This window comes from Burkholderia sola (assembly GCF_905400185.1).
GTDB lineage: Bacteria > Pseudomonadota > Gammaproteobacteria > Burkholderiales > Burkholderiaceae > Burkholderia > Burkholderia sola.
Map to the genome: position 1 here is coordinate 3,121,556 of NZ_FR989675.1, position 18,508 is coordinate 3,140,063.

Consider the following 18,508-nt stretch of genomic DNA (forward strand, 5'->3'; position numbering starts at 1 on the left):
CGTTCCGGCCACCGGATGCGACCCTCGTGAACCCTCTCCTGCTCTCGCACTTCACCGCCACCAGCTGCATCGGCCGCGGCCTCGACGCGACCCTCGATGCGTTGCGCGACGCCCGCGGCGGGCTCGTGCCGTGCAATTTCGAGCGTGCGGATCTCGACACGTGGATCGGCGCGGTGGACGGCGTCGATGAGCAGCCCGTGCGCGCCGATCTCGCCGACTTCGAATGCCGCAACAACCGCCTCGCGCAACTCGGCCTGACGCAGGACGGCTTCGACGCGCGCGTCGCGGCGGCGGTCGCACGCTACGGCGCCGCACGCGTCGGCGTGTTCGTCGGCACGAGCACGGCCGGCATCCTCGAAACCGAACGCGCGTATCAGCGCCGCGACCCGGCCGGCGGCGCGCTGCCGGCCGATTTCCGCTACGCGCACACGCACAACCCGTATTCGCCGGCCGCGTTCGTGCGCGCGTATTTCGCGCTGCGCGGACCGGCGATGGCGATCTCGTCTGCGTGCTCGTCGGGTGCGAAGGTGTTCGGCTCCGCGCGCCGCATGATCGAGGCCGGGCTGATCGACGCGGCCGTCGTCGGCGGCGTCGATTCGCTGTGCCTGACCACGCTGTACGGCTTCAACTCGCTCGAACTGCTGTCGCGCGAGCCGTGCCGGCCGTTCGACGTCGCGCGCGACGGCATCTCGATCGGCGAAGCCGCCGCGTTCGCGCTCGTCGAACGCGTCCCTGCCGCGCCCGCCGCGCTCGACGGCGACGCGATCCTGCTGCTCGGCATCGGCGAATCGAGCGACGCGCACCACATGTCGTCGCCGCATCCTGAAGGGCTCGGCGCGCGCGCGGCGATCGAGCAGGCGCTCGCTTCCGCCAGCCTCGGCGCGCACGACATCGACTACGTGAACCTGCACGGCACCGCGACGCCGAGCAACGATGCGGCGGAAAGCCGCGCGCTCGGCGCGCTGTTCGCCCGCACGCCGTGCAGTTCGACGAAGGGCGCGACCGGCCACACGCTCGGCGCGGCCGGCGCGCTGGAGGCGATCGTCGCGGCGCTCGCGCTGCGCGAGCAGTTCGTGCCGGCCGGCGTCAACACGACGCAGCCCGACCCGGCGCTCGCAGCCGATTACGTGCTCGCGAGCCGCGACACGCGCGTGCGCGCCGTCCTCTCCAATTCGTTCGGCTTCGGCGGCACGAATTGCAGCCTGATCTTCGGTCGCACCCAGCATGCGGCCGGTCGCGCTCGCCGTTGAGGCCCGCCATGACGCTCACCGCCTTCATCGAAAGCATCGGCCTCGTCGGGCCGGGATTGAACGACTGGCCGCACGCGGCCGACGTGCTCGCGGGCCGCGCGCCCTACGTGCCTGCCCGCACCGAGCTGCCGCCGCCGGCCGGGCTGCCGTCCGCCGAACGGCGCCGCACGGGCCCGGTCGTGCGCACCGCGCTCGCGGTCGGCCACGAAGCGGTGGCCGCGAGCGGCCGCGACGCCGCGACGCTCGCGACCGTGTTCAGCGCGTCCGGCGGCGACGGCCAGAACTGCCACGCGATCTGCGAAACGCTGGCCGACGACGATCGCCAGCTGTCGCCGACCCGCTTCCACAATTCGGTGCACAACGCGCCGGCCGGCTACTGGAGCATCGCGACCCGCGCGACGGCGACGTCGAACGTGCTGTGCGCGCACGACGGCAGCTTTGCCGCCGGCCTGCTCGACAGCCTGTGCCAGGTCGTCGTCGATCGTGTGCCGAGCCTGCTGATCGCGTACGACACCGATTATCCGGAACCGCTGCGCACGGTGCGGCCGATCGGCGACGCATTCGGCGTCGCGCTCGTGTTCGCGCCGGAAGCGAGCGAACGCGCGCTCGCCCGCATCGACGTGCAGCTCACCGATGCGCCCGCGACGACGCTCGCGCATGCCGGACTCGACGCGCTGCGGGCCGGCAATCCGGCCGCCCGCGCGCTGCCGCTGCTCGATGCGCTCGCCGCGCGGTGCTCGACGCGCGTCGTGCTCGACTACCTGGACGATACGCGCGTGCAAGTCGACGTCGCGATCTCCGAATCCTGTGCGGAGCGCGCGCGATGACCGCACCGGTCGGATTGCCCCCGCCGCTCGACCATGCGTGGATTGCCGCGCACATTCCGCATGCCGGCGCGATGTGCGTGCTCGATTCGGTCGATGCATGGGATGCCGAACGAATCCGCTGCACCGCGACGAGCCACCGCGATCCGCACAACCCGCTGCGCGCGCACGGGCGGCTCGCGTCGGTTTGCGGCATCGAATATGCGGCGCAGGCGATGGCCGTGCACGGCGTGCTGCTCGGCGCGCACGAAGCGCGTCCGCGCGTCGGCTATCTCGCGAGCGTGCGCAACGTCGACGCGTTCGTCGACCGGCTCGACACGTTCGAAGCGCCGCTCACCGTCGACGCGCAACGCGTCAGCGGCGACGGCCGCTCGGTGCTGTACGGCTTCGCGCTGCGCTGCGGCGAGCGCGTGCTGCTGTCCGGCCGCGCGGCGGTGATGCTCGACGCATCGGCCGCCGGCGCGCTTCAACCGGCGCCTGCCGGCAACACGAATCCTCGATGACGAGGCTTACCTCAAGGAAACCGGTCGTGAAAGTTCGTCAGTTCATTGGCGCAGCGCTCGTTCTGGCGCTGCTCAGCCCGCTCGCACACGCGGACATGTCGGAAGTGAAGCAGGACATCAAGCGCGATTCGAAGGAAGCCGCGCACAAGACCGGCGAGGCCGCACGCAGCTTCGGCCACGCGACCGCAAGCGCCGCGAAGGCGGTCGGGCACGGCGTCGCGCATGCGTCGCGCGAAGGCTGGGAAGCCACCAAGCGCACGACGAAGCGAATCTTCCACAAGAACGACGCGGGCGAGTCGGCTGGAAAGGGCGAAAGGAACGACTGATCGCGCATCCCGCGCGCATTGCCGACTGCATGCGCTCGGGGCGTAACCGCTCGCCGATCGTTCACCGCTTGCGACGCGACCGGCTTTGCCGTCAGCGCGCCCGGCGCATGCGGCACAGCGACCTTTCCGGCCTGCGCGCGAAACACTTGCCGTACGCGACGAACCGGCAATCGCGATGATCGAAGTTCCGCAGCAGCCGCGCGCGGCGCCGCTCGAGCCAGTAGAGCGAGATCGCCATCGTCAGTGCGATGGCCAGCGCCGAGCCGCCGATCACCAGTCCGATCCAGGTGTCGCCCATGCGTTCTCCGGAATGCGAGGCCGAAGCGGCGCGCCTGCCGCCGCTCCGGCGCGGGATAGGGGGAACGCGGCCCGCACGGACGCGAACGCCGTGCGGGCCGCCGCACGTCACTGCATGTGCTGACCGCCGTTGATCGCGATGTTGGAGCCCGTCACGAAGCCGGCCTCCTCCGAGCACAGGTAAGCGACCAGCGCCGCAACTTCCTCGGGCTTGCCGAGCCGGCCCGCCGGGATCTGCGGGAGGATCTTCGTGTCAAGGATGTCCTGCGGGATCGCAGTGACCATCTTCGTCGCCAGGTAGCCCGGCGACACCGTGTTCACCGTCACGCCCTTGCGCGCGACCTCGAGCGCGAGCGATTTCGTGAAGCCGTGCATGCCGGCTTTCGCGGCCGCGTAGTTGGTCTGGCCGACCGAGCCCTTCGAGCCGTTCACCGACGAGATGTTGACGATGCGGCCCCAGCCGCGCTCGACCATGCCGTCGCAGACCGGCTTCGTCATGTTGAACACGGAATCGAGGTTCGTGCGGATCACCGCGTCCCAGTTGACCTTGTCGAGCTTGCGCAGCGTCATGTCGCGCGTGATGCCCGCGTTGTTCACGAGAATGTCGACCGGGCCGACGTCCTGCATGATCTTCTCGATGCATTGCTGGCACGAGTCGTGATCGGCCACGTCCACCGGGTACGCATGGAATGCCCGGCCGGCCGCATGCATCTCGGTCAGCCAGCGGTCCGAGCCGGCGTTGTTCGGCGAATACGTGACGACTACCCGGTGACCCGCGTCGTTCAACCGGATGCTGACCGCCTCGCCGAGGCCGCCCATCCCACCTGTCACAACTGCGATTCGCTTAGTCATACTATGAATTACCGACAAAAAAGTAATCGATGAAAGGCGGGGCGGCGGCCTCGCACACGCTGCTGCCCCACCGCTTCGATGCGCGTCCGCCCGCGTCGCGGGCGCGGCACGCACCGGTACCTCGCGCGTGTTGTTGACTGCCTGTGTTGCGCGAAAACCGCCTGGCTCGCCCGCGACGCCGATTCGCGCCGCGAGCGGACCGTATCGTCAGCCGCTGCTCAGACGCGCTCGACCGCAAGCGCGACGCCCATGCCGCCGCCGATGCACAGCGACGCCAGCCCGCGCTTCGCGTCGCGCTTGACCATCTCGTGCAGCAGCGTCACCAGGATCCGGCAGCCCGACGCGCCGATCGGGTGGCCGATCGCGATCGCCCCGCCGTTCACGTTCACCTTCGACGTGTCCCAGCCCATCTGCTTGTGCACCGCCAGCGCCTGCGCCGCGAACGCTTCGTTGATCTCCATCAGGTCCAGGTCGCCCGGCGTCCAGCCCGCGCGCTCCAGCGCCCGGCGCGACGCCGGCACCGGCCCCATGCCCATCACGCTCGGATCCACGCCCGCGTTCGCATACGCCTTGATCCGCGCCAGCGGCGTCAGGCCCAGCGCCGCCGCCTTCTGCGCCGACATCACCAGCACCGCCGCCGCGCCGTCGTTCAGCCCCGACGCGTTCGCCGCCGTCACCGAGCCGTCCTTCGCGAACGCCGGCTTCAGCCCGGCCAGCGACTCCGCCGTCACGCCGTGACGCACGAACTCGTCGGTCGCGAACTGCAGCGGCTCGCCCTTGCGTTGCGGGATCGACACCGGCACGATCTCGTCGTCGAAGCGCCCGGCCTTCTGCGCAGCTTCCGCCTTGTTCTGCGACAGCGCCGCGAACGCGTCCTGCTCTTCGCGCGTGATCCCGTATTCCTTCGCGACGTTCTCCGCCGTGATGCCCATGTGGTACTGGTTGTACACGTCCCACAGCCCGTCGACGATCATCGTGTCGACCAGCTTCGCGTCGCCCATCCGGAAGCCGTCGCGCGAGCCCGGCAGCACGTGCGGCGCCGCGCTCATGTTCTCCTGGCCGCCCGCGATCACGATCTCCGCGTCGCCCGCGACGATCGCATTCGCCGCCAACATCACGGCCTTCAGGCCCGAGCCGCACACCTTGTTGATCGTCATGCCCGGCACCGCGCTCGGCAGCCCCGCCTTGATCACCGACTGCCGCGCCGGGTTCTGCCCGGAGCCGGCCGTCAGCACCTGGCCCATGATCACTTCGCTGACCTGGTCGGGCTTCACGCCCGCACGCTCCAGCACCGCGCGGATCACCGTCGCGCCCAGTTCCGGCGCCGCAATCTTCGCGAGCGAGCCGCCGAATTTGCCGACCGCGGTCCGCGCGGCCGATACGATCACTACATCCGTCATGTTCAGTTCCTGCATCGAAATCAGTTCGTCGTGGCGACGCCGGCACGAGACGGTCGCACATGGCGATGGCGCCGCCCGCCGCCGTATTGGCGGGCAGCTTCCGTCCGCAACGGCGGCACGGCACACCGCCGCACGGGCAACCGTGCACGGGCGTCTGGCGGCGAACCGGATGTTTGCCGGACCGCGCGTGGCACACGCGGCGGCCGGCGCCATCCGGCGCCGATCAATCTTGTCGCGCTCGCACGCGACACGCACTCACGCGGTTACGCAGCCGCGTCGCGCGCAGCCGCCGCGTCCTTGCGGGCGGCCGCCGCCGTCTGCTTCGCGCCGCGCGTGGCCGTTTCGCTGACCGCATCGAAGCCGCTCTGCGCCGCCTCGATCGCCTGCCCCGTCGCTGCGCGCACGGAGTCGGCCGCGGCGCTCGCCGCGGACAGCGCCGAATTCAGCGCGGCCACCACCGGAGCCGAGCCGGCCGGCGCGTGCTTCGACAGTTCGCCGAGCACGTCCTTCAGGCGTTTGTCGTTCTGTTCGTACTGCGCCTGTGCGACCTTCGCCCATTCGGACTGCGTCGACACCGCGATGTCGAACAGATGGCGGCCGTACGACACGACCTTGCCGGCCGCGTCCTGCGGCACCGCGACCTGCTGCACGAAGCCCGCGGCCGGGTTGTTGCTGCTGAACGCGTTCTTCAGCTTGTCCTCGTATTCCTCGAGCGCCGTCCGGGCCGCTTGCAGGTTGAGTTCGACGACAGCCTCGAAACCGTGGATCGCCGGACGGGCGATCGCAAACCACGCGGCGATACCGGATTGATAATCGGCGGCGAGTTTTTCGGGGGCAAATACGGACATCGGGCACGCTCCTGTTGGCAATGCGAGAGACGACGTAAAGAAAAACGGAAGCTTGATCGACCGCTGCTTCCTTATTGACAGCCCGCACCTGTTTGAGCACGGGCAGTGGAAGGAAGTCATTCTAGATCGATTAATTGTCAATTAAATGGCATTAATACTAGGTATAAACCCTTATTACCCTTTTGACCAGCAGCCGAAGCCGCAGGCGCGGCGAAATCTCAGACAAGACGCCACCCTCAGCGGCCCGCCATGCGTTTTTACCTTTTTGCAGCATAGCGCATCATGACGTGGCGCAATATTTGCCAATTCATTATTCCGCTTATTAGAAAACCGGCACCCATTGAAAATGGAGCAATCATTTATGTAATATTTTTTCTCGATTTGTTGTGAAATCGTTTTCTTGATTATTAATGACGAAATCAATAATCGGATGAATGGCCGGTCGCGACAAAAAAGGCCGCTCGAAGCGGCCTCGGTCGATGCGGTCGCACGCGGGATCAGCCGGCCAGTTCGCGATGCAGCGCGCGGAACTCCTGCGCGAGCTTGTGCGCCGGCTCGAGATGGATCACCGGCGTCGACTGCTGATGCGATTCGCGGATCTTCACCGAGGCGGACAACCGCGACGCGAGCACCGGCAGCCCTTCGTCGACGAGCTCGTCGACCAGCCGTTGCGGCAGGCTCGCGCGCGGCTGGAACTGGTTGATGACGATCCCTTCTACCTCGAGCGCCGCGTTGTGGTCCTGCTGGATTTCCTTCACGTTCTCGAGCAGCGTGTACAGCGCGCGGCGCGAGAAATCGTCGCAGTCGAACGGGATCAGGCAGCGCTCGACCGCGATCAGCGCCGAGCGCGTATAGAAATTCAGCGCGGGCGGCGTGTCGATGTACACGGCGTCGTACATGTCGAGTTCGTTCAGCGCGTCGCGCAGCTTGTAGATCTTGTAGCGCGATTCGAGCTTGCCGTGCAGCGTGTCGAGATCCGGATGCGCGGGCATCACGTCGAGCCCGTCGAACGGGGTCGCGTGAATGAACGACGCGACGTCGACCGGACGGAAGTTGAAGGTCAGCGCGGTTTCGAAGAAGCCGGCGACGCCCGGTTGCGCATCGTCCGCGGCGTCGCCGAGCAGGTAGCGCGTCGAGTTCGCCTGCGCATCGAGATCGATGACGAGCGTGCGCAACCCTTCGCTCGCGCTGATCGCCGCGAGGTTGCAGACGATCGTCGACTTGCCCACGCCGCCCTTCTGGTTGAATACGACCCGCCGCATGGTGCCTCCTCGATCGAAACGTCGAAACGGCCAGCTTAGCCGATCAATAATGGCGACCGCGTGACGCAGGTCGAATTGGACGCGACGAGTACGCGACTTGGACGCGCGATGTGTCAGACGCGCGGCACGGCGCCCGACACGTACCGGTTGCCGGGCACGCTCCACCGCCACGGCAGATCCTGGCCGACGCGAATGCCGATGCGCGGCCCGCCCGCCAGATCGGCGGGCGGCGCCATCCCGTCGTCGACGATCGCGAACCCGTCGCGCGCGCCGACCAGGTCGACGCCATCCTGCGCGCCGCCGATCCCCATCGCCTGCGTCAGCCGGGCCGGCCCGCGGCACAGGTCGCGATCGCGCGTGCGCGGCGGCCGCGCCGCCCGCATCTGGTCGAGCCCGTGCAGCGGCTCCAGCGCACGGATCAGCACGCCCGTTCCCGCACCGTCCGGGCCGCACACGCAGTTGCAGCACCAGTGCATCCCGTACGTGAAATACACGTAGAAGTGCCCGGGCGGCCCGAACATCGTCGCGTTGCGCGGCGTCTTGCCGCGATAGGTGTGCGCGGCCGGATCGAGCGCGCCCGCATACGCTTCCACTTCGACGATGCGGCCGGCCCGGCCGTCCGCGGACGCGAGGATCTTGTTGAGCAATTGCGGCGCCACCTCGGTGGCCATGCGGTTGAAGAATGCGCGCGGGACGATGGCGCCCGGCCATGGCGCCGGCGGCTTACCGCGTCGCATCGTGCCGCTCCGTCATCGCCGCGAGATGAAGCTCGCGATACGCGTCGACCAGATCGTCGAGCCCGAATGCGAGGTTTCTGCCGCTGGGGTTCGGCAGCACCCACACGCGTGCATGCCCGATGCGGGCCGGCTGCAATCCCCACGCGACCTCGCGTTGCCCCGACAGCGCCGAATACGCGGCCTTGCCGAGAAACGCGACGAAGCGCGGCGCATGCTGCGCGACCTTCTGCTCGAACCCGGCGCCCGCGGCCGCGAATTCCGCGCGCGACAGTTGATCGGCGCTCGCGGTCGGCCGCGACACCACGGCCGTCAGCCCGCAGCCGTAACCGAGTATCGCGCGATCGTCCTGCGGCGAAAGTTCCGTCGGCGTGAAGCCCGCGAGATGGATCACGCGCCGGAAGCGGTTGTTTCGCCCCGCGAAGTGATGGCCGGTCGCGGCCGCGAGCAGGCCGGGATTGATCCCGCAGAACAGGACGTCGAGATGGGGTGCGATGAGGTCGGCGAGTGCGTCAGCCACGTTTGATCCGGAGAGCGGCGTGCAGGCACGACGTAAACGAAGCAAGGCCCGAAAACCCGGGCCAAGCGACTGGCTTGACTCGGACGTTCGGGCCCATCGTGATGCGAGGGTGCGACCGGCGATCAGAACGGAATATCGTCGTCCATCTCGTCGAAGCCGCCGCCTGCCGGCGCGCTCGGACGGCTCTGGCCGCCGCCACCCGCACCACCGCGCGCTGCGCCGCCGGCACGGCCACCGCCGCCACCACGCTCTGCCTGCTCGCCGCGACCGCCGCCACCACCACCGTAGCCGCCGCCATAACCGCCTTCGTCACCGCTGCCACCGCCGCCGCCCGAACCGCCGCGGCCGCCGAGCATCTGCATCTGTTCGGCGACGATTTCGGTCGAGTAACGGTCCTGGCCGTCCTGGCCCTGCCACTTGCGCGTACGGATGCGGCCTTCGATATAGACCGACGACCCCTTCTTCAGGTATTCGCTGACGATCTCCGCCAGACGGCCGAAGAACGCGACGCGATGCCACTCGGTCATTTCCTTGAAATCGCCGCTTGCCTTGTCCTTGTAGCGGTCGGTCGTCGCGAGACGGATGTTCGCAACCGCGTCGCCGCTCGGCAGGTAACGGACTTCAGGATCGGCGCCGAGATTGCCGACGAGGATGACCTTGTTGACGGATGCCATGTGTTTCTCCAGTAAATTCGATGCCGGGCCGCCCGCGCGTATCGCCGGAACGGCCCGCCGGACAGGCCGGCGCGCGGCCGATGCCTGCCCGAAACAAGATTCAGGCCTTGCGCGGCGGCGCTTTCATGCTGGCCGCGATTATAAGCCACGCGGCAACGAGCCCCGAGCACGTATAAAACACCGTGTTCGCGCCGCCGTGCTTCAGCAGCCAGCCGCCCACGATGCCGCCGAGCGCGAGCCCGATCGACTGCGTGGTGTTGTAGACACCCGTGGCCGCGCCCTTGCGCGAACCCGGCGCGAGCTTCGACACGAGCGACGGCTGCGACGCTTCCAGGATGTTGAACCCGAGGAAGTACACGAACAGGATCGCCGCCACAATCAGAATGGTATGCGGTGCGCTGCCGAGCAACAATTGGCCGATCAGGATAGCCAGAATGCCGCCGAGCAGCACCGGCTTCATCTTGCCCCGTTTTTCCGCGACGATGATCGCCGGCACCATCATCACGAACGCGAGCCCCATCACCGGCAGGTAGACCTTCCAGTGCGCGGCGACCGGCAGCCCGCCGTCCACCAAGAGGCGCGGCACGACGAGGAACAGCGCCGTCTGCGTCGCATGCAGCACCAGCACGCCGAAGTTCAGGCGCAGCAGCTCGACGTTGTGCAGCACCTCGGCGAACGGCGCGGGCACGTGCACGGGCTTCGCCGCGTCGGGCACGATCCACAGCACGACGCCGATCGCGAGGATCGACAGCACGCCGACGATCGCGAACAGCCCGCTCATCCCGACCCAGTGGAACACGATCGGCGCGCCGACGATCGCGACCGCGAACGACACGCCGATCGAGCCGCCGACCATCGCCATCGCCTTCGTGCGGTTCTGCTCGGAGGTCAGGTCGGCGATGAACGCGAGCACCGCCGACGACACGGCGCCCATCCCCTGGATCACGCGGCCGACGATGATCCACGTGATGTCGTGCGCGAACGCGGCGACGAAGCTGCCGAGCGCGAAGATCACGAGGCCGGTGGCGATCACCGGCTTGCGGCCGAACTTGTCGGACGCCCAGCCGTAGAAGATATAGAACAGCGACTGCGTGACGCCGTAGGCCCCGAGCGCGATCCCGACGAGCAGCACGTTGTCGCCGCCCGGGATGGTTTTCGCGTAGACCGAGAACACCGGCATGATCATGAACAGGCCGAGCATGCGCAACGCGAAGATCGCCGCGAGCGACGTGGTCGCGCGCAGTTCGGGCGCAGTCATGCGGGAAGACGTGGCAGACGGATTGGACATCGGGAATGAATTTCGAATGATCGGAATGTCCGCCCGGCGGCGGGCGGCGGAAGATCAGGACCGGCGGCCTGGCGGCCTTTCGGACGACACGTCGGGGCCGGATGCAGGCGGCCTGCGGGCCGCGCGGAACGTGCGGCGCGACCGCTTTTCCCGGCGCAGGTGTCGCCTTGCTGCCACCTGCTGTAAAGGCTGGGGGCCGTAAACGACGGTCTCGAAAAGCCGTTATAGTAGCAGGTTTGGTTCCCTCCATTTTCGCCAGGTTCATGGAACAGATCCGTATCCGTGGGGCACGCACCCACAACCTGAAAAACGTCAATCTCGACCTGCCGCGCCACAAGCTGGTCGTGATTACCGGGTTGTCCGGGTCGGGCAAGTCGTCGCTCGCGTTCGACACCCTTTATGCCGAGGGCCAGCGCCGCTACGTGGAAAGCCTGTCCGCGTACGCCCGCCAGTTCCTGCAGCTGATGGAGAAGCCCGACGTCGACCTGATCGAGGGGCTGTCGCCGGCGATCTCGATCGAGCAGAAGGCAACGTCCCACAACCCGCGTTCGACCGTCGGCACGGTCACGGAAATCCACGACTACCTGCGACTTTTGTACGCACGGGTCGGCACGCCGTACTGCCCCGACCACGACATCCCGCTCGAGGCGCAGAGCGTGTCGCAGATGGTCGACGCGGCGCTCGCGCTGCCCGAGGAAACCAAGCTGATGATCCTCGCGCCCGTCGTCGCGAACCGCAAGGGCGAGCACGCCGAGCTGTTCGAGGAGATGCAGGCGCAGGGCTTCGTGCGCTTTCGCGTGCGCTCGGGCGGCGGCGCCGCGAACGAAGGCGTCGCGAAGATCTACGAGGTCGAGTCGCTGCCGAAGCTGAAGAAGAACGACAAGCACACGATCGACGTCGTCGTCGATCGCCTGAAGGTGCGTCCGGACATGAAGCAGCGGCTCGCCGAATCGTTCGAGACGGCGCTGCGCCTCGCCGACGGCCGCGCGATCGCGCTCGAGATGGATACCGACCGCGAACACCTGTTCAGCTCGAAGTTTGCGTGCCCGATCTGCTCGTACTCGCTGCAGGAACTCGAGCCGCGGCTGTTCTCGTTCAACAACCCGATGGGCGCGTGCCCGGAATGCGACGGCCTCGGCCAGATCACGTTCTTCGACCCGAAGCGGGTCGTCGCGCACCCGTCGCTGTCGCTGGCCGCCGGTGCGGTGAAGGGCTGGGACCGCCGCAACCAGTTCTATTTCCAGATGCTGCAGAGCCTCGCGGCGTTCTACGAATTCGACATCGACGCCGCGTTCGAGGATCTGCCCGAAAAGATCCGCAAGGTGCTGCTGTTCGGCTCGGGCAAGCAGACGATCCCGTTCTCGTACATCAACGAGCGCGGCCGCACGACGATCCGCGAGCACGTGTTCGAAGGGATCATCCCGAACCTCGAACGCCGCTATCGCGAGACCGATTCGGTCGCGGTGCGCGAAGAGCTGTCGAAGTACCAGAACAACCAGCCGTGCCCGTCGTGCGACGGCACGCGCCTGCGCCGCGAGGCGCGCCACGTGCGGATCGGCACCGGCGACCATGCCCGCGGCATCTATGAAATCAGCGGCTGGCCGCTGCGCGACGCGCTCGGCTATTTCGACGGGCTGACGCTCGACGGCGCGAAGCGCGAGATCGCCGACAAGGTGATCAAGGAAATCGTCGCGCGTCTGACCTTCCTGAACAACGTCGGCCTCGACTACCTGTCGCTCGAGCGCAGCGCCGAGACCTTGTCGGGCGGCGAGGCGCAGCGCATCCGGCTCGCGTCGCAGATCGGCTCGGGCCTCACCGGCGTGATGTACGTGCTCGACGAGCCGTCGATCGGCCTGCACCAGCGCGACAACGACCGTCTGATCGCGACGCTCAAGCATCTGCGCGACCTCGGCAACTCGGTAATCGTCGTCGAGCACGACGAGGACATGATCCGCACGGCCGACTACGTCGTCGACATGGGCCCGGGCGCGGGCGAGCACGGCGGCGTCGTGGTGGCCGAAGGCACGCCGAAGCAGGTGCAGTCGAACCCGCAGTCGCTGACCGGCCAGTACCTCGTCGGCAAGCGCGTGATCGAGTATCCGGACGAGCGCATGTCGCCCGACCCCGAGCGGATGCTGCGCATCGTCGACGCGCACGGCAACAACCTGAAGCACGTCGATCTCGAGCTGCCGGTCAGCCTCTTGACCTGCATCACCGGCGTGTCGGGCTCCGGCAAGTCGACGCTGATCAACGACACGCTGTATCACGCAGTCGCGCGCCACCTGTACGGCTCGTCGGCCGAGCCGGCGGCGCACGAGGCGATCGAGGGCCTCGAGCACTTCGACAAGGTGATCAACGTCGACCAGTCGCCGATCGGCCGCACGCCGCGCTCGAACCCGGCCACGTACACGGGCCTGTTCACGCCGATCCGCGAGCTGTTCTCGGGCGTGCCGACGTCGAAGGAGCGCGGCTACGATCCGGGCCGCTTCTCGTTCAACGTGAAGGGCGGCCGCTGCGAATCGTGCCAGGGCGACGGCGTGCTGAAGGTCGAGATGCACTTTTTGCCGGACGTGTACGTGCCGTGCGACGTGTGCCACGGCAAGCGCTACAACCGCGAAACGCTCGAAGTGCAGTACAAGGGCAAGAACATCAGCGAAGTGCTCGACATGACGGTCGAGCACGCGTACGCGTTCTTCAGCGCGGTGCCGGTCATCGCGCGCAAGCTGAAGACGCTGCTCGACGTCGGCCTCGGCTACATCCGCCTCGGCCAGTCGGCCACGACGCTGTCGGGCGGCGAGGCGCAGCGCGTGAAGCTGTCGCTGGAGCTGTCGAAGCGCGACACCGGCCGCACGCTGTACATCCTCGACGAGCCGACCACCGGCCTGCACTTCCACGACATCGCACTGCTGCTCGAAGTGATCCACCGGCTGCGCGACCAGGGCAACACGGTCGTGATCATCGAGCACAACCTCGACGTGATCAAGACGGCCGACTGGGTGATCGACCTCGGCCCCGAAGGCGGCGCCGGCGGCGGCCAGATCATCGCGCAGGGCACGCCCGAGCAGGTCGCGAAGACCAAGGCGAGCTTCACCGGCAAGTACCTCGCGCCGCTGCTCAAGCGTCCGACCCGCAAAGTCGCGGCCGGCTGACGCCGTTCCGCCCTTCCCGCGCGCGGCCGCCCGGCCGCGCGCGCGTCGAGGGCGGCCGCGCCCCCTCGTTTTCCCTTCTGCGTTTACACCACGCGCCAAACCGCCCGTTTGCGGCCCATAATGGCAGCTATACTTTACGGTCGTAAGGTTCGCCATCCGCACCAATCCGGTGCGGCGCCGGGCGACCCGCGCTCTGCCGCGTGCTCCGCGGCACGACACAGGGACAACAGGAATCCACGATGGAGAAGCAACAAGAGTCGCGCGACACGCAGAACCGCGAGCCGCACCTGCGCAGCGTGCGGCTGACGAGCGACTTGAGCCTGCCGAAGCTGTCGGCGCTCGAGATCGGCAGCTATCTCTTCGCGCTCGTCATGATGTGGCTCGTCCTCGAGCTCAAGCTGCTCGGCGGGATGCTGGCCGGCCTGCTCGTCTATCAGCTGATCCACACGATCGCACCCGTGATCGAGCGCCATACCACCAGCATGCGCGCGCGCTGGGTCGCGGTCGTGCTGCTGTCGATCGCGATCGTCGGCGCGCTCACCGGCCTGACGCTCGCGATCATCGAGCATTTCGAGCACACGGTGCCGAACCTGCAGAGCCTGCTCGGCCAGCTGATGCAGATCGTCGAGCAGACCCGCGCACGCACGCCGGCCTGGATCGCCAATCTGCTGCCCGTCGACGTCGAGCAGATGAAGACGAAGGCGGCCGTGCTGATGCACTCGCACATGGACCAGCTCCAGCAAAGCGGCAAGAGCGTCGCGCGCGGCTTCGGCCACGTGCTGTTCGGGATGATCATCGGCGCGATGATCGCGATCGGCGTCGAGCAGGGCAAGGTGCGCCGGCCGCTGTCCACCGCGCTCGTCACGCGCGTGTCGCGCTTCGCCGACGCGTTCCGCCGCATCGTGTTCGCGCAGATCAAGATCTCGGCGATCAACGCGGCATTCACCGGCATCTACCTGCTCGTCGCGCTGCCGATCTTCCATCAGCGGCTGCCGCTGTCGAAAACCCTCGTGCTCGTCACGTTCATCGTCGGCCTGCTGCCCGTGATCGGCAACCTGATCTCGAACACGCTGATCGTCGCGGTGTCGCTGTCGGTCAGCATGGGCACCGCGATCGCGTCGCTCGCGTTCCTCGTGGTCATCCACAAGCTCGAATACTTCCTGAACGCGAAGATCATCGGCGGCCAGATCGAGTCGCGCGCATGGGAGCTGCTGCTCGCGATGCTGATCATGGAAGCCGCGTTCGGGCTGCCGGGCGTGGTCGCCGCGCCGATCTTCTATGCGTACCTGAAACGCGAGCTGTACCTGCTGCGGCTGATCTGAAGCCGCCCGCTCGCGCACGGCAAACAAAAACGCCGCGCCCCGTGAAGGGCGCGGCGTTTTCGCTTGCGCAGCCGGCCTTTCGCGGCCGACGGATCAGCGGAACACGACCGTCTTCGTCCCGTTCAGCACGATCCGGTGCTCCACGTGCCACTTCACCGCCCGCGCGAGCGTCACGCACTCGACGTCGCGGCCGATCGCGGTCAACTGGTCGGGCGTCATGCTGTGGTCGACGCGCTCGACTTCCTGCTCGATGATCGGGCCTTCGTCGAGATCGGTCGTCACGTAGTGCGCGGTCGCGCCGATCAGCTTCACGCCGCGGTCGAACGCCTGGTAGTAAGGCTTCGCGCCCTTGAAGCTCGGCAGGAACGAATGGTGGATGTTGATCGCGCGCCCGGCGAGCTGCGCGCACATGTTCGGCGACAGGATCTGCATGTAGCGCGCGAGCACGACCAGATCGGCCTGGTGCTCGTCGATCACTTCCAGCACGCGCGCTTCCTGCGCGGCCTTCGCGGCATCGGACGAACCGCCGATCAGCGGGAAGTGATGGAACGGAATGTTGTAGCTCGCCGCGAGCTGGTAGAACTCCTTGTGATTCGACACGATCGCCGGAATCTCGATCGGCAACTGGCCGGTGCGATAGCGGAACAGCAGGTCGTTCAGGCAGTGGCCGATCTTCGACACCATGATCACGACGCGCGGCTTCACGGCCGCATCGTGCAGCTCCCAGCGCATCGAGAACTGTTCGGCGAGCGGCGCGAATTCCTTGCGAAGCGTGTCGAGCGCCGACGCGGCATCCTCGCCGCCGCCGTCCTGCTCGAAGTGCACGCGCATGAAGAACTCGCTGGTGCGGCTGTCGCCGAACTGCGCGGAATCGAGGATGTTGTTGCTGCGCTCGAACAGGAAGCCCGAGACCGCATGGACGATGCCGTGCCGGTCGGGGCACGACAGTTTCAAGATAAAGCTGTGATCGGTCGGCATGACCGCTACTCCCATTGTTTCCGTATTCGTCAAATTGCCCGCTTGCGCCGCCCGGCTGCGCGCGCAGCGCGCGTCACGCGCCCGGCACGAACAGCGCGTCGATGCCGGCCGCGTCGGCCGCCGCAATCCAGCGATGACGCAGCAGCGTGTCGAGCGTCGCGAGACTCGCATCCATCGTCGCGCGGCCTTCGCGCAGCCAGCCGATCACCTCGGGAACCCCGGCCAGCAGGTGCTCGGCCACTTCGCCGTCCTGGTTGCGCGGCGCGAAGTCGTGCGGCAGCGGCAGGTCGTACACGAAGATCAGTTCCGACTGCGTGCCTTCCGGCAGCGAGTTCAGCACCTGCACCGCACGGCCCGCGATCGCGCGCGCCGCCAGGTCGGCCGGAATCCCGGCTTCTTCCCAGCATTCCTTCGCGAGCGTCTCGTGAACGCCGAGCCCCCAGCCGATCCCGCCGGCGACGACGTTGTCGAGCATGCCGGGGTCGGTCGCCTTGGTCTCGCTGCGACGGCCGAGCCACATCTTCGGCGCGGCCGCCGCAGGCGGCTCGCCCGGCGTAACCGCATATTCTACGATGCCGTTCACGTGCACCGCATAGGTCTGCGTGCCGAAGAAGCGCGACGCGGCGCGCTCGATGTACGCGAGCGGCGGATCGTCGAAGCGGTTGCGGATCGCGTAGATCTCGTCGCGCCAGCCGGGAATCGCGCCTTCGGCGGCGAGCGCGCCGATCGCGCTGGCCAGCGCCATGCTGCGCGCGTCGACCGAATCGTAGCGCGCCGACAGCACGACCCGCTCGGCGGTCAGCTCGAACACGTCGGGCCAGCGCGCGAGCTTCGCGACGTCCTGGCGGCGCACCCAGCCGACCGCCTGGCCGGCGATCTCGAAACGCAGGTGCGCGGCCGGATCGAAGCGGCGCGCGGCCGCGATGCACGGAAACGTCATCGCGCTCAGTCCTTCAGCGCGACGCGGATGCCGATCGCGATGAACGTCGCGCCGGCGATCCGGTCGAGCCACACGCCGGCCTTCGGGCGGCGCTTCAGCCACGCGCCGATCATGCCCGCGCCGACGCCGAACAGCGAGAAAACGGCGGCCGTCTGCAGCATGAACAGCGCGCCGAGCTCGAACATCTGCAGCGTCACGCTTTGCGCGCCGTGCGGATCGACGAACTGCGGCAGGAACACGACGAAGAACAGCGTGACCTTCGGGTTCATCAGGTTGCCGATCACGCTCTGCCGGAAGATCGTGGCGAGCGGCTGCGGCGGGCGCGCATGCGCGTTCGCGAGGCCCTGGCTGCGCAGCGCCTTGATGCCGATCCACACGAGGTACGCGGCGCCCGCGAGCTTCAGGATCTGGAACGCGACCGGCGACGAACGCAGCACGGCCGCGACGCCGAGCGCCGCGAGCGTCGTGTGGAACAGGATCCCGGCCGTGAAGCCGAGCGCGGCGACGAAGCCGGCCGCGCGGCCCTGCGAGATGCCGCGTGCGAGCACCTGCAGGTTGTCGGGACCCGGCGCGAACGTGATCGCGACCGACGTGGCGAGAAACAGCATGAAGTTGGGCATCGTGACCTCGCTGCGGAAGGTGAACCAAGCGTGAACCGGGGCAAGCCGGCGCGGCTGGCCCCGGGAGCGGACCGGCGTTCAGTGGCCGGCGAATTCGGTAACGGTATAGACCGGCAGTCCGGCGTCGCGCAGCAGCGTCGAGCCGCCGAGATCGGGCAGGTCGATGATCGCCGCGCCTTCGACGACCACCGCGCCGAGCCGCTGCAGCAGGTTGCGCCCCGCCATCATCGTGCCGCCGGTCGCGATCAGGTCGTCCATGATGATCACGCGGTCGCCGGGCTTGCACGCATCTACGTGGATCTCGACCGTCGCGCTGCCGTATTCGAGGTCGTACGATTCCGAGCGCGTCTTGTACGGCAGCTTGCCGACCTTGCGGATCGGCACGAAGCCGACGCTCAGCTCGTACGCGACGATCGGCGCGATGATGAAGCCGCGCGCGTCGAGGCCCGCGACGTAGTCGAGCTTCGCGTCGACATAGCGTTCGACGAACAGGTCGACCAGGATGCGCAGCGCCTTCGGGCTCTGCAGCAGCGTCGTGATGTCGCGGAACTGCACGCCCGGCTGCGGCCAGTCGGGCACCGTGCGGATCTGGCTGTGGATGAAGGCGACCGGATCGAGCGGTGCGCCCGACGACGAATGCGGCATGAAACTCTCCGAAAAAAACGGTGCGCGAAGATCGGGCACCGTTTCTGATCAATACGGGTCAGGTTGTGAATCGCGG

General features: G+C 67.7%; 19 protein-coding genes. 6 read left to right on the top strand and 13 right to left on the bottom strand.

What is annotated here, in order from left to right; translation table 11 throughout:
- Positions 1 to 26 precede the first annotated feature (26 nt).
- The 4 genes from KR541_RS14400 to KR541_RS14415 are packed head-to-tail and all read left to right on the top strand — an operon-like array spanning position 27 to position 2,903.
- A complete protein-coding gene (locus tag KR541_RS14400; protein WP_089488818.1) occupies positions 27 to 1,250 on the top strand; it encodes a beta-ketoacyl-[acyl-carrier-protein] synthase family protein in 1,224 nt (407 codons plus the stop codon).
- 8 nt (positions 1,251 to 1,258) lie between these two features.
- Entirely contained in the window at positions 1,259 to 2,077 is an 819-nt protein-coding gene (locus tag KR541_RS14405; protein WP_089488819.1) for a beta-ketoacyl synthase chain length factor, read from the top strand.
- Positions 2,074 to 2,577, top strand: a complete 504-nt coding sequence (locus tag KR541_RS14410) for a hotdog family protein (RefSeq protein WP_050016710.1) — start codon at positions 2,074 to 2,076, stop codon at positions 2,575 to 2,577. Before KR541_RS14405 ends, KR541_RS14410 begins: the two co-directional genes overlap by 4 nt.
- On the top strand, positions 2,574 to 2,903 hold the full coding sequence (locus KR541_RS14415; RefSeq protein WP_050016711.1) for a hypothetical protein: 330 nt from the start codon (positions 2,574 to 2,576) through the stop codon (positions 2,901 to 2,903). The genes KR541_RS14410 and KR541_RS14415 overlap by 4 nt, the downstream gene beginning before the upstream one ends.
- 91 nt (positions 2,904 to 2,994) lie before the next feature.
- On the opposite strand, the gene KR541_RS14420 is transcribed toward KR541_RS14415, so the two are convergent.
- From KR541_RS14420 to KR541_RS14460, 9 genes are all read right to left on the bottom strand, one after another.
- Complete coding sequence (locus KR541_RS14420; RefSeq protein ID WP_089488820.1) at positions 2,995 to 3,201, bottom strand: hypothetical protein; 207 nt, start codon at positions 3,199 to 3,201, stop codon at positions 2,995 to 2,997.
- Between the two features lie 107 nt (positions 3,202 to 3,308).
- A complete protein-coding gene (gene phbB / locus KR541_RS14425; RefSeq protein WP_089488821.1) occupies positions 3,309 to 4,052 on the bottom strand; it encodes an acetoacetyl-CoA reductase in 744 nt (247 codons plus the stop codon).
- Between the two features lie 218 nt (positions 4,053 to 4,270).
- A complete protein-coding gene (locus tag KR541_RS14430; RefSeq protein WP_204383423.1) occupies positions 4,271 to 5,452 on the bottom strand; it encodes an acetyl-CoA C-acetyltransferase in 1,182 nt (393 codons plus the stop codon).
- A gap of 263 nt (positions 5,453 to 5,715) precedes the next feature.
- A complete protein-coding gene (gene phaP / locus KR541_RS14435) occupies positions 5,716 to 6,300 on the bottom strand; it encodes a TIGR01841 family phasin (RefSeq protein ID WP_050014908.1) in 585 nt (194 codons plus the stop codon).
- Between the two features lie 497 nt (positions 6,301 to 6,797).
- Positions 6,798 to 7,562, bottom strand: a complete 765-nt coding sequence (locus tag KR541_RS14440) for a ParA family protein (RefSeq protein ID WP_050014907.1) — start codon at positions 7,560 to 7,562, stop codon at positions 6,798 to 6,800.
- 113 nt (positions 7,563 to 7,675) lie between these two features.
- On the bottom strand, positions 7,676 to 8,299 hold the full coding sequence (locus KR541_RS14445; RefSeq protein ID WP_050014905.1) for a DNA-3-methyladenine glycosylase: 624 nt from the start codon (positions 8,297 to 8,299) through the stop codon (positions 7,676 to 7,678).
- Entirely contained in the window at positions 8,286 to 8,816 is a 531-nt protein-coding gene (gene mug, locus KR541_RS14450) for a G/U mismatch-specific DNA glycosylase (protein WP_089488822.1), read from the bottom strand. The genes KR541_RS14445 and mug overlap by 14 nt, the downstream gene beginning before the upstream one ends.
- 122 nt (positions 8,817 to 8,938) lie before the next feature.
- Positions 8,939 to 9,490 carry a single-stranded DNA-binding protein gene (locus KR541_RS14455; protein ID WP_050014902.1) on the bottom strand — a complete coding sequence of 184 codons (552 nt, stop codon included), beginning with the start codon at positions 9,488 to 9,490 and terminating at the stop codon, positions 8,939 to 8,941.
- Between the two features lie 100 nt (positions 9,491 to 9,590).
- Complete coding sequence (locus KR541_RS14460) at positions 9,591 to 10,778, bottom strand: MFS transporter (RefSeq protein WP_021162585.1); 1,188 nt, start codon at positions 10,776 to 10,778, stop codon at positions 9,591 to 9,593.
- Between the two features lie 263 nt (positions 10,779 to 11,041).
- On the opposite strand from KR541_RS14460, the gene uvrA reads away from it, so the two are divergent.
- Together uvrA and KR541_RS14470 are read left to right on the top strand one after the other, a co-directional pair.
- Positions 11,042 to 13,927, top strand: coding sequence for an excinuclease ABC subunit UvrA (uvrA, locus tag KR541_RS14465; RefSeq protein WP_050014899.1), 2,886 nt, complete (start codon positions 11,042 to 11,044; stop codon positions 13,925 to 13,927).
- A gap of 239 nt (positions 13,928 to 14,166) precedes the next feature.
- Complete coding sequence (locus tag KR541_RS14470; protein ID WP_050014898.1) at positions 14,167 to 15,249, top strand: AI-2E family transporter; 1,083 nt, start codon at positions 14,167 to 14,169, stop codon at positions 15,247 to 15,249.
- 93 nt (positions 15,250 to 15,342) lie between these two features.
- Here the strand turns inward: KR541_RS14470 and purU are convergent, their stop codons facing one another.
- The 4 genes from purU to KR541_RS14490 form a co-directional block, all read right to left on the bottom strand.
- Positions 15,343 to 16,227 carry a formyltetrahydrofolate deformylase gene (gene purU, locus KR541_RS14475; RefSeq protein WP_050014896.1) on the bottom strand — a complete coding sequence of 295 codons (885 nt, stop codon included), beginning with the start codon at positions 16,225 to 16,227 and terminating at the stop codon, positions 15,343 to 15,345.
- Positions 16,228 to 16,300: 73 nt separating this feature from the next.
- Entirely contained in the window at positions 16,301 to 17,167 is an 867-nt protein-coding gene (locus tag KR541_RS14480; protein WP_216089599.1) for an NUDIX hydrolase, read from the bottom strand.
- A gap of 5 nt (positions 17,168 to 17,172) precedes the next feature.
- The gene (locus KR541_RS14485; protein ID WP_050014892.1) at positions 17,173 to 17,787 is read right to left on the bottom strand and encodes a LysE family translocator; all 615 of its coding nucleotides are present in this window, start codon (positions 17,785 to 17,787) and stop codon (positions 17,173 to 17,175) included.
- A gap of 78 nt (positions 17,788 to 17,865) precedes the next feature.
- Complete coding sequence (locus tag KR541_RS14490) at positions 17,866 to 18,432, bottom strand: adenine phosphoribosyltransferase (protein ID WP_050014891.1); 567 nt, start codon at positions 18,430 to 18,432, stop codon at positions 17,866 to 17,868.
- Positions 18,433 to 18,508: the final 76 nt, after the last annotated feature.

Bases quoted from the DNA above. Each gene is read 5' to 3' on its own strand.
- KR541_RS14405 (WP_089488819.1), top strand. From the start codon at position 1,259: ATGACGCTCACCGCCTTCATCGAAAGCATCGGCCTCGTCGGGCCGGGA.
- KR541_RS14410 (WP_050016710.1), top strand. From the start codon at position 2,074: ATGACCGCACCGGTCGGATTGCCCCCGCCGCTCGACCATGCGTGGATT.
- KR541_RS14415 (WP_050016711.1), top strand. From the start codon at position 2,574: ATGACGAGGCTTACCTCAAGGAAACCGGTCGTGAAAGTTCGTCAGTTC.
- KR541_RS14420 (WP_089488820.1), bottom strand. From the start codon at position 3,201: ATGGGCGACACCTGGATCGGACTGGTGATCGGCGGCTCGGCGCTGGCC.
- phbB (WP_089488821.1), bottom strand. From the start codon at position 4,052: ATGACTAAGCGAATCGCAGTTGTGACAGGTGGGATGGGCGGCCTCGGC.
- KR541_RS14430 (WP_204383423.1), bottom strand. From the start codon at position 5,452: ATGACGGATGTAGTGATCGTATCGGCCGCGCGGACCGCGGTCGGCAAA.
- phaP (WP_050014908.1), bottom strand. From the start codon at position 6,300: ATGTCCGTATTTGCCCCCGAAAAACTCGCCGCCGATTATCAATCCGGT.
- KR541_RS14440 (WP_050014907.1), bottom strand. From the start codon at position 7,562: ATGCGGCGGGTCGTATTCAACCAGAAGGGCGGCGTGGGCAAGTCGACG.
- KR541_RS14445 (WP_050014905.1), bottom strand. From the start codon at position 8,299: ATGCGACGCGGTAAGCCGCCGGCGCCATGGCCGGGCGCCATCGTCCCG.
- KR541_RS14455 (WP_050014902.1), bottom strand. From the start codon at position 9,490: ATGGCATCCGTCAACAAGGTCATCCTCGTCGGCAATCTCGGCGCCGAT.
- KR541_RS14460 (WP_021162585.1), bottom strand. From the start codon at position 10,778: ATGTCCAATCCGTCTGCCACGTCTTCCCGCATGACTGCGCCCGAACTG.
- uvrA (WP_050014899.1), top strand. From the start codon at position 11,042: ATGGAACAGATCCGTATCCGTGGGGCACGCACCCACAACCTGAAAAAC.
- KR541_RS14470 (WP_050014898.1), top strand. From the start codon at position 14,167: ATGGAGAAGCAACAAGAGTCGCGCGACACGCAGAACCGCGAGCCGCAC.
- purU (WP_050014896.1), bottom strand. From the start codon at position 16,227: ATGCCGACCGATCACAGCTTTATCTTGAAACTGTCGTGCCCCGACCGG.
- KR541_RS14480 (WP_216089599.1), bottom strand. From the start codon at position 17,167: ATGACGTTTCCGTGCATCGCGGCCGCGCGCCGCTTCGATCCGGCCGCG.
- KR541_RS14485 (WP_050014892.1), bottom strand. From the start codon at position 17,787: ATGCCCAACTTCATGCTGTTTCTCGCCACGTCGGTCGCGATCACGTTC.
- KR541_RS14490 (WP_050014891.1), bottom strand. From the start codon at position 18,432: ATGCCGCATTCGTCGTCGGGCGCACCGCTCGATCCGGTCGCCTTCATC.